Here is a 12,969-nt window from a genome sequence, read left to right as displayed (position 1 = left end):
GGGGTATCCGTCTCGGCTGGACCGGGAGAGGCACTTCCCGGCCGCCGGTGCTCCGGATCGCGCCAGTCCGTCGGGACCGTCAGTCGCGCGGGCGCGCGGCCCCATTCGCGCCGCCCGCCTCGCCCGCCTGTTCGGCGCGCGTACGTTCAAGGAAACTGATGAGCGAGACGCTGGCGCCCAGTATGTGCTCGCGGGTGAGCCGTGCCGCCTCGTCGGCGTCGCGCCGGATGCAGGCGTCGAGAATGCCCTGATGCTCGCGCCGGGCGCGCGCCATGCCGGAGGTCAGCACGAGCTGGGCGCGCAAATAGCGGTCCACCCGGTCGAGCGCGGCGCTGATGGTCTGGAGGTAATAGGGCCGGCCGGAGGGTTCGTAGAGGCTGTAGTGGAAGCGCCGGTTCAGCTCGCCCCAGTGCGAGGAATCCGTCTCGGTCCAGAAGGCGTCGGCGAAGCGCTTGGCGACTTCCAGCCCCGCCTCGGTGATACGCTCGACGGAATAACGCAGCACCTCCGGCTCCAGCACGGCGCGGAACTCGAAGATCTCGCGGATCTCGTCGGTGGAGAGCGTCGTCACCACCGCGCCGCGATAGCGCTGCGTCGAGACGAGGCCCTGCTCCTCCAGCCGGGTCAGCGCCTCGCGCACCGGGATGCGGCTGACGTTGAACATGCGGGCGATATGGTCCTGCCGCAGGGTCTGGCCCTCGGCGATGTCGCCCTTGGCGATCGCCTCGCGCAGGGCATCGAAAATGACGTCCGAAGCGGATGCCATCTGCGCGATGTCCGTGGCCTTCACCTTCACTTCATACCCCCTGCGACGCCGCCGGCCCGGCCGGCCTTGGTGCCGATTCGGGGTGCCGAACATCCCGTACAGACTGCCTTTTCGCCAGCCTGCGCACCAGAGGGCACCCGTTGCCGCATAAATTCGCACAGTGAGCGCAAAAAGGATATTGAAACTTGGATCCAAAAATCGGAAGCTTTCCCTGTCGCCGGACGGCGTTCGACCGCCGATGCTGCCGGCCACTAACAGCCAATCAAACCTTCCTCAGAGGAGAGCCGTAATGGCTAAGGGAATCGGCATTCTCGCCGCTGCTGTGCTGACGCTCGCCGCCGCCATGCCCGCGCAGGCCGACAAGCTCGACGACATCATCGCCTCCGGCACGCTGCGCTGCGCCGTGGTGCTGGACTTCCCGCCGATGGGCTCGCGCGACGCGAACAACGAGCCGATCGGCTTCGACGTCGATTACTGCAACGACCTCGCCAAGGTGCTCGGCGTGAAGGCCGAGATCGTCGAGACGCCGTTCCCCGACCGTATCCCGGCGCTGGTCTCCGGCCGCGTCGATGTCGGCGTCGCCTCGACCTCCGACACGCTGGAGCGCGCCAAGACCGCCGGCTTCACCATCCCCTACTTCGCCTTCAAGATGGTCGTGCTCACCAAGGACGGCCTCGGCATCAAGGATTACGCCAGCCTGAAGGGCAAGAAGACCGGCTCGGTCTCCGGCACCTTCGAGGCGCTGGCGCTTGAGAAGGACGTGAAGGCGTGGGGCACGGGCTCGTTCCGTGGCTACCAGACGCAGGCCGACGTGTTCCTCGCCCTCTCGCAGGGCCAGATCGAGGCCACCGTCGTCACCTCCACCGTCGCCGCCGCGATCGTGAAGGAAGGCAAGTACAAGGGCCTGATGATGGGCGGCGATGCCCCCTACGACATCGACTACGTCGCGCTGATCGCGCTGCGCAACGAGCAGGGCCTGATCAACTACCTCAACCTGTTCGTCAACCAGCAGGTCCGCACCGGCCGCTACAAGGCGCTCTACGACAAGTGGATCGGCCTCGGCGAGGCGCCCGACCTGACGGTGCCCGGCGTCTATCGCTGATCGTCCACGACACCGTCATCCCGGAACGGCCGTCAGGCCGTATCCGGGATCGCGCGGGCTTCTGACCGGAATTGAAACGACGATCCCGGCTCTCCGCCTGCGGCTCCGGCCGGGATGACGGCCGTGATATGACGACGACAGGTTGCAGCTTCCGCCGGGCGACGAGCGAACCATGCACTACACCTTCCATTGGCTGCCCGCCTTCCGCGCCCTGCCCGACATGCTGTGGGGCGCGCTGGTGACGCTTGAGATCGCCCTCCTCTCCATGCTGCTCGGCGTGTTCTTCGCCGTGGTGCTGGCGGTCGCGAGCAACTCGCCCTACCGCGCGCTGCGTGGGGCGGCGGCCAGCTGGGTCGAGCTCGCCCGCAACACGCCGGCGCTGTTCCAGATCTACATGGCCTATTTCGGCCTCGGCTCGCTCGGCATTCATCTCGACAGCTTCGTCGCGCTGCTCGCCGGCATCACCTTCAACAATGCCGGCTACCTCGCCGAGACCTTCCGTGGCGGCCTGCGCGCCGTGCCGGCGACGCAAATGCGCGCGGCGCGCTCGCTCGGCATGGGGCAGGTGCAGGCGTTCCGGCTGGTGGTGATGCCGCAGATGTTCCGCATCGTCTTCTATCCCCTCACCAACCAGATGGTGTGGGCGATCCTGATGACGTCGCTCGGCGTCGTCGTCGGCCTGAACAGCGACCTCACCGGCGTGACGCAGGAGCTGAACGTGCGCTCCTTCCGCACCTTCGAATATTTCGCCCTCGCGGCCGTGATCTACTACCTGCTCGCCAAGCTCGTCACCGTCTCCGCCCGCCTGATGGCGTGGCGCCTGTTCCGCTACTGAGGAGACGCGCGATGTTCTCCTCCCTGCTCGACACCTCCTTCTCGCTGAACGACCTGTGGTTCATGCTGAAGGGCGCCGGCGTCACCCTCGCGCTCACCTTCTGGGCGGTGATCGGCGGCACGCTGCTCGGCGTCGTCTTCGGCGTGGTGCGCGCGGTCTCGCCCTGGTGGATCAACGCCCCGCTCGGCGCGGTGCTCGACGTGTTCCGCTCGGTGCCGCTGCTGATCCAGCTCGTGGTCGCCAACTCGTTCAAGACCATCGTCGGCATCAACTGGCCGCCCTTCACGGTCGGCTGCGTGGTGCTGGCGCTGTACATGTCCGCCTACTGCACGGAGATCGTGCGCTCGGGCTTCCTCGCCGTCCCGACGACGACGCGCCGCGCCGCCCGCTCGCTCGGCATGAGCTACTGGCAGGACCTCAGCTTCATCGTCTTCCCCATCGCACTGCGCGTCGCCCTGCCGAGCTGGATCGGCCTGACGCTCGGCGTGATGAAGGACACCGCCATGGTCTGGTGGATCGGCATCGTCGAACTGCTGCGCTCCTCGCAGGTGATCGTCACCCGCATCCAGGAGCCGCTCTTCGTACTCTCCATCGCCGGACTCATCTATTTCCTGATGAGCTTCCCCATCGCCCGCCTCGGCGCCCGGCTTGAGAAGCGCTGGCGCGAGAACGAGTGAGGACCAGACATGTCGATCGATATCCAGGACGTCCACAAATCCTTCGGCTCGCTCGAAGTCGTCAAGGGCGTCACCATGACCGTCGAGAAGGGTGAGGTGGTCTCCGTCATCGGCGGCTCCGGCTCGGGAAAGTCGACCCTGCTCATGTGCATCAACGGGCTGGAGCCGATCAATTCCGGCCGCATCCTCGTCGACGGCACCGACGTGCACGCCCGCGGCACCGACCTGAACAGGCTCCGCCAGAAGATCGGCATCGTCTTCCAGCAGTGGAACGCCTTCCCGCACCTCACCGTGCTGGAGAACGTGATGCTCGCCCCCCGCAAGGTGCTCGGCAAGTCGAAGGCCGAAGCCGAGGCCATCGCGGTGGAGAAGCTCTCCCATGTCGGCCTCGCCGAAAAGCTGAAGGTCTATCCCTCCAAGCTCTCCGGCGGCCAGCAACAGCGCATGGCCATCGCCCGCGCGCTCGCCATGTCGCCGGACTACATGCTTTTCGACGAGGTGACCTCGGCACTCGACCCGCAGCTCGTCGGCGAGGTGCTGGACACGATGCGCCTGCTCTCCTCCGAGGGCATGACGATGATTGTCGTCACCCATGAGATCGCCTTCGCCCGCGAGGTGTCGAACCGCGTCGCCTTCTTCCACAAGGGCCGGATCCACGAGATCGGCCCGCCCTCGCAGGTCATCGGCAACCCGCAGCAGCCGGAAACCATCGACTTCCTCAAATCCGTCCTCTGAGACGAACCCGTTCAGATCGAGCACCAAGGAGCAGTTCCATGTGGCAGGGCGTCTATCCCGCCGTTACCGCGAAGTTCAACGAAGACGACAGCCTCGACCACAAGGAGATGGAGAAGAGCTTCGCCTTCCAGATCGAGGCCGGCGTCGACGGCCTCATCGTCAACGGCTCGCTCGGCGAGGGCCCGATGCTCTCGCATGACGAGCGCCTCGCGGTGCTGAAGACCGCGAAGTCCGTGGCCGGCAAGCGTCCGGTGCTAATGACCATCGCCGATTCCGCCACGCGCGACTGCGCGAGCCTCGCCAAGCGCGCCGCGCAGGCCGGCGCCGACGGCCTGATGGTGGTGCCGAGCCTCGTCTACCACACCAACCACAAGGAGACGGTGGCCACCCTCTCCTCCATTGCCGAGGCCGCCGACCTGCCGGTGATGATCTATTCGAACCGCGTCGCCTACCGCGTCGACGTCACCGTCGAGGTGATGGCCGATCTCGCCAAGGACAAGCGCTTCGTCGCGATCAAGGAATCCTCGGACGACATCCGCCGCACCATCGAGATCTTCAACGCGCTGGGCGACCGCTACGACGTGTTCACCGGCGTCGACAATCTCGCCTATGAGGCGCTCGCCGTCGGCGCGGTCGGCTGGGTCGCCGGCCTCGTCATCGCCTTCCCGCACGAGACGGTCGCCATCTACCGGCTGATGAAGGCCAAGCGCTACGACGAGGCGCTGGCGATCTACCGCTGGTTCCGCCCCCTGCTCGACCTCGACGTGTCGACCTATCTCGTTCAGAACCTGAAGCTGGTCGAGGCGCTGGTCACCGGCACCACCGAGCGCGTGCGCGCGCCCCGCCTGCCGCTGGAAGGCGAGATGCGCGCCAAGGTCGAGAAGATCGTCGCCGACGCCCTCGCCCGCCGTCCGGCCCTCGCCAAGGCGGCCTGATACGTTCGCGTCATACCGCCAAGGCCAATCCGCCGAGCCGGGATCGCTTTCCATTGGCATGCGATCCCGGATACGGCCTTGCGGCCGTTCCGGGATGACGGTCGCAGGGGCGGGCCGGTACGAATGTTCCGTTACACGAGCAGAACAGAATGAGTGAAGACGTCGCCGTCATCGGCGCCGGCATCGTCGGCCTCGCCACCGCCTTCCATCTGCTGGCGGAGGGCCATCGCGTGCGCCTCGTCGAGCGTGGCGGCGTGGCGGAGGGGGCGACCTTCGGCAATGCCGGAGCGCTCGCCTTCACCGATATCCTTCCCCTCGCCTCGCCCGGCATATTGCGCAAAGCGCCGAAATGGCTGCTGGACCCGCTGGGTCCGCTCGCCATCCCGCCCTCCTATTTGCCGCAGATCACGCCCTGGCTCGTGCGCTTCTGGCGCGCCAGCCTGCCGGACCGCTACCGCGCCTCGCTCGAAGCACAGGGCAACCTGATGCGCTTCGCCGCCCCCGCCATGGGCGCTATGATCGACGCCGCCGGCCTGTCCAGCCATGTGCGGCACGACGGCAATCTCCAGCTTTATGAGAGCGAGGCCGAGCTTGCCGCCTCCCAGCCCGGCTGGGACGCGCGGGCGCGGGAGGGCATCGCCTTCGAGCATGTGCGCGGCGCGCGCCTCGCCGAACTTCAGCCCGGCCTCTCCCCGCGCTTCATCGCCGGCACCTTCACCCCGCACTGGCAGACGGTCAACGACCCCTACCGTTTCGCACTCGCGCTGTTCCGCGCGGCGATGGAGCGCGGCGCCGCACTCACCCATGGCGAGGTGCGCGCCATCGAACCCGACGCGGAGGGTGTCCATCTGCGCCTCGCCGATGGGACGGTGCTGAAGGCCGGCCGCGCCGTGCTGACGGGCGGCGCCTGGTCGCGCCCGCTGGCCCGCGCGCTCGGCGATGCCATCCCGCTGGAAACCGAGCGCGGCTACAACACCACACTGCCGCCCGGCGCCTTCGACCTGCGCCGCCAGCTCACCTTTGGCGGCCACGGCTTCGTGGTCACGCCGCTCGTCACCGGCATCCGCGTCGGCGGCGCCGTCGAGCTCGGCGGGCTGAAGCTGAAGCCGAATTTCCAGCGCTCCGAGGCCATGCTGAAGAAGGCCGCCGCCTTCCTGCCCGGCCTGCGCACCGGGGGCGGCACGCAGTGGATGGGCTTCCGCCCCTCGCTGCCGGACAGCCTGCCGGTGATCGGCGCCTCGCGCGCGAGCCCGCGCGTCCTCTATGCCTTCGGCCACGGCCATCTCGGCCTCACGCAAAGCGCGGCGACGGGCAAGCTGGTCGCCGACTTCGTCGCCGGCCGGACACCCTCCATCCCTCTCGACCCCTTCCGTCCCGACCGCTTCTGACGATCAAAGCCCTTTTCACGAGTAGACCCATGGCGCGACACAGCTTCTTCTGCATAGACGGCCACACCTGCGGCAATCCCGTGCGGCTGGTGGCCGGCGGCGGGCCGAACCTCGTCGGCTCGAACATGATCGAGAAGCGGGCGCACTTCCTCGCGGAGTACGACTGGATCAGGACCGGTCTCATGTTCGAGCCGCGCGGCCACGACATGATGTCCGGCTCGATCCTCTACCCCCCGACCCGGCCGGACTGCGACGTCGCCATCCTGTTCATCGAAACCTCGGGCTGCCTGCCCATGTGCGGGCACGGCACCATCGGCACCGTGACCATGGCCATCGAGCACGGGCTCGTCACCCCGAAGACGCCGGGCGTCTTGATGCTCGACACGCCCGCTGGCGTGGTGAAGGCCGAGTACAAGCAGGTCGGCCAATATGTGGAAGAGGTGCGCATCACCAACGTGCCGGGCTTCCTCTACGCGCAGGGCCTGACCGCGCAGTGCCCGGAGCTCGGCGAGATCACCGTCGACGTCGCCTATGGCGGCAATTTCTACGCCATCGTCGAACCGCAGCCGAATTTCCGCGACATGGCGGACTTCACCGCCGGCCAGCTCGTCGGCATGAGCCCGGGCCTGCGCCGCGCGCTCAACGAGAAATACACGTTCGTGCACCCCGAGAAGCCGGAAATCCGCGGCCTCTCGCACATCCTCTGGACCGGCGCCGCCCGCGATCCGCAGGCGCATGCGCGCAACGCCGTGTTCTACGGCGACAAGGCCATCGACCGCTCGCCCTGCGGCACCGGCACCTCCTCGCGCATGGCCCAGCTCGCCGCGCTCGGCAGGCTGAAGGTCGGCGACGACTTCGTGCATGAGAGCATCATCGGCTCGCTGTTCAAGGGCCGGGTGGAAGCGGCGGTGAAGGTGGGGGATCGCGACGCGATCATCCCCTCCATCGGCGGCTGGGCCCGCATGACCGGCTACAACACCATCTTCATCGACGACCGTGACCCCTTCGCGCACGGCTTCGTGGTGGTCTGAGGAGAAACGACGTGAAGATCACCGGCATCAAGGCCTACAAGGTCGGCCTCCCGCTCAAGGAAGGCCGCTACAACTGGTCGAACGGCAATTTCGTCGAGGTGTTCGATTCCACCGTCGTCGCGGTGGAGACCGACGCCGGCATCACCGGCTATGCCGAGTGCTGCCCGCTCGGCTCGGCCTATCTGCCCGCCTATGCCCATGGCGTGCGTGCGGGACTTGAGGAAATCGGCCCGAAGGTGATCGGCCTCGACCCGACCGACCTCAACGTGCTGAACCGGCACATGGATTCGGTGCTGCGCGGTCATCCCTATGTGAAGGCGCCGATCGACATCGCCTGCTGGGACATTCTCGGCAAGGTCACGGGGCTGCCGGTCTACAAGCTGCTCGGCGGCGCGGCGCAGGAAAAGGTCGCGCTCTACCGCGCCATCTCGCAGGAGGCGCCCGAGGCGATGGCGAAGAAGATCGCCGGCTACAAGGCCGAGGGCTACACCAAGTTCCAGCTCAAGGTCGGCGGTGACGCGGATCAGGACATCGACCGCATCCGCGCCACCCGTGAGATTCTGGACGCCTCCGACATTCTGGTGGCCGACGCCAATACCGGCTGGACGCGGGCGGAAGCCGCGCGCATCGCCGCCGCCGTCGCCGATCTCGACGTCTATATCGAGCAGCCCTGCCCGACCTATGAGGAATGCCTCTCGGTGCGCGCCCGCACCGCCCGGCCCTTCGTGCTGGACGAGGTGATCGACGGCGTCGGCACGCTGATGAAGGCGCTGGCGGACGATGCGATGGACATCATCAACCTGAAGATCTCCAAGGTCGGCGGCCTCACCAAGGCGCGGCTGATGCGCGACATCTGCGTCGCCTCCGGCACGCCGATGACCATCGAGGACACCTGGGGCGGCGACATCGTGACCGCCACCATCGCCCACCTCGCACGCTCGACGCCGGAGGAGTTCTCCTTCTCCGCCACCGACTTCAACAGCTACGGCACGGTCGACATCGCGAGCGGCGCGCCGAAGCGCGTGAACGGCTTCATGACCGCCTCCGACGCGCCGGGCCTCGGCATCGCGCCGCTGTTCGACGTGCTCGGCGACCCGGTGGTGGTGATCTAGTGCTTCTTCTGAAGCAACACCCAGCGGTCGAACTCAATTCGGTTCATGTGTATCCGGTCGACACGTATCGAGTAGCTGCGATCTAGCCGCCACTTATGAGCTAACACCTCTTCGATTGTATCGTACTCGCCTTCGACAGAGGACGGCCGATTGTCGATATCGAGTCGATATACAACGAAACGCTTCGGCATTTCATCGTCTGCATATTGGATGTCGTCGGGGCGCATCTGAGTTGTCCCAGTGACCGATTCCGGTAAGCGTAACATAGGCCCAACCGACGAGGCTGCCCTCCATGCGCACCAGCAAAATCATCCACGTCGTCGGCTGCCATGCCGAGGGCGAGGTCGGCGACGTCATCGTCGGCGGGGTCGCCCCGCCGCCCGGCGACACGGTGTGGGCGCAGTCGCGCTTTATCGCCTCCGACAACACGCTGCGCAATTTCGTGCTGCAGGAGCCCCGTGGGGGTGTCTTCCGCCATGTGAACCTGCTGGTGCCGCCGAAGGACCCGCGTGCCGTCGCCGCCTGGATTATCATGGAGCCGGAAGACACCCCGCCCATGTCCGGCTCCAACTCGATCTGCGTGTCGACCGTGCTGCTCGACACCGGCATCGTGCCGATGGTCGAGCCGGAGACCCACATGGTTTTGGAGGCGCCGGGCGGTCTCATCGAGGCCACCGCCTATTGCCGCGACGGCAAGGCCGAGCGCATCAAGGTGCGCAACCATCCCTCCTTCGCCGACAAGCTCGACGCAAAGCTGGAGGTCGAGGGGCTCGGCACGCTGACCGTCGACACCGCCTATGGCGGCGACAGCTTCGTCATCGTCGACGCCCATGCGCTGGGCTTCTCCATCCGCCCGGATGAAGCCAGGGACCTCGCCGAGGCCGGCATGAAGATCGTCAAGGCGGCCAACCGCCAGCTCGGCTTCAAGCACCCCGAGAATGCCGACTGGAACCACATCTCCTTCTGCCAGTTCGCCGCCCCCGTGGTGGAGGAGAACGGCGTTAAGACCGGCGCCAACGCGGTCGCCATCCGCCCCGGCAAGATCGACCGCTCGCCCACCGGCACCGGCTGCTCGGCCCGCATGGCGGTGCTGCACGCCAAGGGCCAGCTCAAGGTCGGCGAGACCTTCATCGGCCGCTCCATCATCGATTCGCGCTTCGAGTGCCGGATCGAGGGCGAGACGAGCGTCGGCGGCCGGCCGGCGATCTTCCCCTCCATCATGGGGCGCGCCTGGGTGACGCATACCGCCCAGCTCATGCTCGATCCGGAAGATCCGTGGCCGACCGGCTACCGGCTCTCCGACACGTGGCCTGTCTGGATGGCGGACTGACATCCGCCTGCCGGCCGGTCTGGAAGCAGGAACGAGGTCCGTCTGTCGGCCGGGCTGGTCGGCCCGGCGGACGGCGTGATAAGCCTCGCCTCCCGCCGCACCGGAGGCCGCGCCCCTGTCACTGGATAATGAGGAGAAGCGCGTCCTTTGCCGGCTCGCCGATCCCCAGGCCCCCGCGCCCGAGGCGGCGGACTGGCCCGATGCGCGGCTGGGGGCGATCTTCGAGCACGCCCGCGGCCATGGCGTGCTTGCCATCGTCTGGCGCAAGCTGCGCGGTGCCGCGCGGCGCGAGGGGCGCGGCGAAACGTTCCGCGCCGAGGTCGAGCGGCTGGAAACCGAGCACACCTTCACGGTCGGACGCGCCATGCTGCTGCGCCACCATGCGGCACGGATCGGCGAGCGGCTGCGAGAACGCGCCATCCCCGCCGAAATCGTCAAGGGCCCGGTCTTCGCCGACAGGCTCTACGCGCACACCTCCGACCGCACCTTCACCGACATCGACCTCCTCGCCGACCCCTCCGACCTCGACGGCATCGGCGCGGCGCTGGCCGATTGCGGCTTCGAGTTGCACGAGAAGGTCTGGGACAATTCGGCCCGCTACCTCGAATATAAATGGTTCCTGAAGGGCAATCCGAACCTCATGGTCGAGGCGCAGGGCGACCTCGTGCACTACCCCGCGCTGCGCCGGCGCCTGTCCTTTGGCTACACCCAGCTCAAGGCGGTGAGCCCGGACACCGAGCCGAGCCCGGCCGGGATGCTTCTCGTCGCGGCGATCCATGCGCTGGGCGGCCACAAGTTCCACCGGCTGCAATTCGCCGTCGACCTGCTGCAGGCGGCCCGCCATGTCACCGACGAGGACGCGCTGGTGCAGGCGGTCGGGCGCGTCGGCGCGGAGCTGGAAGTCGGTGCCGCACTGCATGTGACGGCGGCGCTGTTCGGGGACGGGCGCACCGCCGCGCTGGCCGCCCGCTTTCCCGCCGGCCGCCGTGGCGCCCTCGGCCGGCGGCTGCTCGGCGTCGACGCGGTGCTCGAGGCCGCCCCGCGCACCTCGCGCGCCTCGCATCTGCGCCGCCACGGCTTTCGCTGGCTGCAACTTCTCGACTAGAGCGCGAGCGCCTCGCGCACCCGCGCGGCGATCTCCCCGACATCCGGCCCGACGCGCAACTCGAACACCGGCGTCGCCGAGACCAGCCGCGCCAGCAGCGCCCAGCGCCGCGCCTGATGCGCTTCCAGCCCGGCGATGCCGCCCCGCACATTGTCCGCCGCCAGCGCCGCCAGCGCGTCGACCCGTGGCTGCGCATGCACCTGCGTCGGTCCTTCGCCGCGCGTGACCATGAACAGGGCAGCGACAGCGCGCGGGCGCCGGTCCTCGATGCGGGCATGGCGGGAGAGCGCCGCGAGCGGCACCGCCTGCTCGCCACCCGCGTCCCAGACCGGGCCGAGCGCCGGGGCGAGCCAGGGCAGCAACGCCGCCGTGCGGCGATGGATCTTCACGAAGCGCGGCAGGCCCCAGGCGGAAATTCCCGCCTCGCCGTCGCGAAGCACGATGGCGTCATCCGCGCACAGGCCGAAGCCGGCGCCCGCCAGCGCCAGCGCCGTCGTCGTCTTGCCGGTGCCGCTCGGCGCGTGCAGCAGCACCAGCGCGTCGCGGTCCGGCAGGGTCAGCCCGGCGGCATGGACGAGCGCCTGCCCGAAGGCGTCGACCACCATCTCCAGCGCGATCAGCCCGGCCGAGCTTGCCGTGCGGAATTCGGCGCCCGGTGCGGTGACGATCACCGCCCGCCGCCGGGCCGGCTCGATCAGCGCGGAAACGTCCGGCCCGCGCAGCAGCAGCCCCTCGCTGCGGCGGAAGCCTTCGAACTCGCCCTCGGTAAGGAGCGGCCCCGCGAAGAGCGGGACGTCGCCCGCCTGCACGGCCGGATGCGGCCCGTGCCGCAGCAGGAGGCGGAAATCGGGCGTGCGGTCGGGCTCGACCCGCAAGGGGGCGAGGAAGAGATCGAGGGGCTGAAGCAGCGCAGCGGTCTGCGCCTCCAGCGCCAGAAGATGGCCGCCGATATCGTACTGCGCGAGGAAAGCGCCGAGGGCCGGAGCGCCGGGCTCAGAGGCGGTGGACATAGATCGTCACCATGTCCGGCGTGCGGTCGCTCAACACCGGCTGCCCGTCGATGCACACCCAGCAATGGGCGGCGAGCCGGCCGGTGGGAACGGAATCGCGCGCCACCGCGAAATGCAGCTCCGGCTTCAGCCCCGCCTGCGCCATGTAGCCGAAGCCGAGCAGGCCCTGCCGCAGGCAGCGCCGGTCGCGCATCAGCAGCGGGCGGCGCGTGACGCGGAACACGGTGCGGCTGATGAACTCGGCGGAAAGTCCGGCATAGCGCGGGCACGGCTTCACCGGCACCGTGTGAAGCACCTCCTCGAAACGGCGTCCGCGCAGCCGCAGGGGCAGCAGCCGCGCCGCCAGCCAGACATCGGCGCGGAAGCGCAGCCGGCGCCACAGCGAACCGGGGGAGGATGCGCGGGAGGCGGGCGCCATGGCGCCCTCAGCCGGCCCGCTCGATCACCCGCTCGTCGAGGAGCTGGAGCGCGAGGGCGGCGAAATCGGCGTTCAGCGTATCGGAATCGGCCTCGAACTCGCCGCCGATCAGCTCGATCACCTCGGCGAAGCTGCGCCGGCCGTCGAGCTTGCCGAGAAAGGCCTCGGTGGTCTCGTTGCAGGTGAAGAGCTGGCCGCTGTCGGCGAGCAGCACGACGGCGCCCTCCCCGACCGACTGCACCGACGCCATCGGCGCCAGCACGAGGACGGTGGTCGATTCAATGGCCGACATGTTCTTCCATGCTCACGCGCGCGATCCCGGACGGACCCTGCCAAGGCAGCGCCCGCTTTTCAAGCCGTAAACGACCCGCAAGCCGGAGCTGCGACGCAGGGCGATAGCAGCCCGCGCCGCGAAAGCGCTCGATCAGGCGACCGGCGCGGCGCGACCCTTCCGCAGGGTAAGGATCACGCCACGGAAATGCTGTGCCGGCAAACCGGTAGGTCGCGGAGGATCAGGTGACGGGA

At 68.3% G+C, this 12,969-nt stretch carries 15 protein-coding genes; 10 read left to right on the top strand and 5 right to left on the bottom strand.

The genetic code is table 11. The features are described 5' to 3' along the window. Positions 1-79 precede the first annotated feature (79 nt). A complete protein-coding gene (locus MWN33_RS05075; RefSeq protein ID WP_247199307.1) occupies positions 80-766 on the bottom strand; it encodes a GntR family transcriptional regulator in 687 nt (228 codons plus the stop codon). 289 nt (positions 767-1,055) lie between these two features. Between MWN33_RS05075 and MWN33_RS05070 the strand changes: the two genes are divergently transcribed. The 8 genes from MWN33_RS05070 to MWN33_RS05035 all read left to right on the top strand — a co-directional run bounded on the left by MWN33_RS05070 (position 1,056) and on the right by MWN33_RS05035 (position 8,581). Next, positions 1,056-1,868: an ABC transporter substrate-binding protein gene (locus MWN33_RS05070; protein WP_247199306.1), complete on the top strand. Its 813-nt coding sequence runs from the start codon at positions 1,056-1,058 to the stop codon at positions 1,866-1,868. A 172-nt stretch (positions 1,869-2,040) separates the two neighbouring features. Next, entirely contained in the window at positions 2,041-2,703 is a 663-nt protein-coding gene (locus tag MWN33_RS05065) for an amino acid ABC transporter permease (protein ID WP_247199305.1), read from the top strand. A gap of 23 nt (positions 2,704-2,726) precedes the next feature. Then, positions 2,727-3,380, top strand: a complete 654-nt coding sequence (locus tag MWN33_RS05060) for an amino acid ABC transporter permease (protein WP_247199793.1) — start codon at positions 2,727-2,729, stop codon at positions 3,378-3,380. A 9-nt stretch (positions 3,381-3,389) separates the two neighbouring features. Continuing rightward, entirely contained in the window at positions 3,390-4,115 is a 726-nt protein-coding gene (locus tag MWN33_RS05055; protein WP_247199304.1) for an amino acid ABC transporter ATP-binding protein, read from the top strand. Positions 4,116-4,153: 38 nt separating this feature from the next. Then, positions 4,154-5,050 carry a dihydrodipicolinate synthase family protein gene (locus MWN33_RS05050; protein WP_247199303.1) on the top strand — a complete coding sequence of 299 codons (897 nt, stop codon included), beginning with the start codon at positions 4,154-4,156 and terminating at the stop codon, positions 5,048-5,050. Positions 5,051-5,199: 149 nt separating this feature from the next. Then, positions 5,200-6,438, top strand: coding sequence for an NAD(P)/FAD-dependent oxidoreductase (locus tag MWN33_RS05045; RefSeq protein ID WP_247199302.1), 1,239 nt, complete (start codon positions 5,200-5,202; stop codon positions 6,436-6,438). Between the two features lie 29 nt (positions 6,439-6,467). After that, on the top strand, positions 6,468-7,469 hold the full coding sequence (locus tag MWN33_RS05040) for a 4-hydroxyproline epimerase (protein ID WP_247199301.1): 1,002 nt from the start codon (positions 6,468-6,470) through the stop codon (positions 7,467-7,469). Between the two features lie 11 nt (positions 7,470-7,480). After that, positions 7,481-8,581 carry a cis-3-hydroxy-L-proline dehydratase gene (locus MWN33_RS05035; protein ID WP_247199300.1) on the top strand — a complete coding sequence of 367 codons (1,101 nt, stop codon included), beginning with the start codon at positions 7,481-7,483 and terminating at the stop codon, positions 8,579-8,581. Here MWN33_RS05035 and MWN33_RS05030 read toward each other — a convergent pair. Then, positions 8,578-8,808 carry a hypothetical protein gene (locus tag MWN33_RS05030; protein WP_247199299.1) on the bottom strand — a complete coding sequence of 77 codons (231 nt, stop codon included), beginning with the start codon at positions 8,806-8,808 and terminating at the stop codon, positions 8,578-8,580. The genes MWN33_RS05035 and MWN33_RS05030 overlap by 4 nt on opposite strands. Before the next feature lie 65 nt (positions 8,809-8,873). Between MWN33_RS05030 and MWN33_RS05025 the strand changes: the two genes are divergently transcribed. Both MWN33_RS05025 and MWN33_RS05020 read left to right on the top strand, forming a co-directional pair. Then, complete coding sequence (locus MWN33_RS05025) at positions 8,874-9,911, top strand: trans-3-hydroxy-L-proline dehydratase (protein ID WP_247199298.1); 1,038 nt, start codon at positions 8,874-8,876, stop codon at positions 9,909-9,911. A 115-nt stretch (positions 9,912-10,026) separates the two neighbouring features. Beyond that, the gene (locus MWN33_RS05020; RefSeq protein WP_343312684.1) at positions 10,027-11,016 is read left to right on the top strand and encodes a nucleotidyltransferase family protein; all 990 of its coding nucleotides are present in this window, start codon (positions 10,027-10,029) and stop codon (positions 11,014-11,016) included. Here MWN33_RS05020 and MWN33_RS05015 read toward each other — a convergent pair. From MWN33_RS05015 to MWN33_RS05005, 3 genes are read right to left on the bottom strand one after another with little or no spacing between them, the layout of a single operon-like run. After that, positions 11,013-12,026: a serine kinase gene (locus tag MWN33_RS05015; RefSeq protein ID WP_247199296.1), complete on the bottom strand. Its 1,014-nt coding sequence runs from the start codon at positions 12,024-12,026 to the stop codon at positions 11,013-11,015. The genes MWN33_RS05020 and MWN33_RS05015 overlap by 4 nt on opposite strands. Further along, positions 12,010-12,444: a lasso peptide biosynthesis B2 protein gene (locus MWN33_RS05010; RefSeq protein ID WP_247199295.1), complete on the bottom strand. Its 435-nt coding sequence runs from the start codon at positions 12,442-12,444 to the stop codon at positions 12,010-12,012. Before MWN33_RS05010 ends, MWN33_RS05015 begins: the two co-directional genes overlap by 17 nt. 7 nt (positions 12,445-12,451) lie before the next feature. After that, the gene (locus MWN33_RS05005; protein WP_247199294.1) at positions 12,452-12,736 is read right to left on the bottom strand and encodes a PqqD family protein; all 285 of its coding nucleotides are present in this window, start codon (positions 12,734-12,736) and stop codon (positions 12,452-12,454) included. Positions 12,737-12,969 lie beyond the last annotated feature (233 nt).

Source organism: Ancylobacter koreensis (assembly GCF_023016525.1).
GTDB lineage: Bacteria > Pseudomonadota > Alphaproteobacteria > Rhizobiales > Xanthobacteraceae > Ancylobacter > Ancylobacter koreensis.
Note: the sequence above shows the minus strand (reverse complement) of the source record. Positions and strands in the feature narration are given on the sequence as shown.

Bases quoted from the DNA above. Each gene is read 5' to 3' on its own strand.
- MWN33_RS05005 (WP_247199294.1), bottom strand. From the start codon at position 12,736: ATGTCGGCCATTGAATCGACCACCGTCCTCGTGCTGGCGCCGATGGCG.
- MWN33_RS05040 (WP_247199301.1), top strand. From the start codon at position 6,468: ATGGCGCGACACAGCTTCTTCTGCATAGACGGCCACACCTGCGGCAAT.
- MWN33_RS05065 (WP_247199305.1), top strand. From the start codon at position 2,041: ATGCACTACACCTTCCATTGGCTGCCCGCCTTCCGCGCCCTGCCCGAC.
- MWN33_RS05045 (WP_247199302.1), top strand. From the start codon at position 5,200: ATGAGTGAAGACGTCGCCGTCATCGGCGCCGGCATCGTCGGCCTCGCC.
- MWN33_RS05050 (WP_247199303.1), top strand. From the start codon at position 4,154: ATGTGGCAGGGCGTCTATCCCGCCGTTACCGCGAAGTTCAACGAAGAC.
- MWN33_RS05070 (WP_247199306.1), top strand. From the start codon at position 1,056: ATGGCTAAGGGAATCGGCATTCTCGCCGCTGCTGTGCTGACGCTCGCC.
- MWN33_RS05055 (WP_247199304.1), top strand. From the start codon at position 3,390: ATGTCGATCGATATCCAGGACGTCCACAAATCCTTCGGCTCGCTCGAA.
- MWN33_RS05015 (WP_247199296.1), bottom strand. From the start codon at position 12,026: ATGTCCACCGCCTCTGAGCCCGGCGCTCCGGCCCTCGGCGCTTTCCTC.
- MWN33_RS05025 (WP_247199298.1), top strand. From the start codon at position 8,874: ATGCGCACCAGCAAAATCATCCACGTCGTCGGCTGCCATGCCGAGGGC.
- MWN33_RS05010 (WP_247199295.1), bottom strand. From the start codon at position 12,444: ATGGCGCCCGCCTCCCGCGCATCCTCCCCCGGTTCGCTGTGGCGCCGG.
- MWN33_RS05075 (WP_247199307.1), bottom strand. From the start codon at position 766: ATGGCATCCGCTTCGGACGTCATTTTCGATGCCCTGCGCGAGGCGATC.
- MWN33_RS05030 (WP_247199299.1), bottom strand. From the start codon at position 8,808: ATGCGCCCCGACGACATCCAATATGCAGACGATGAAATGCCGAAGCGT.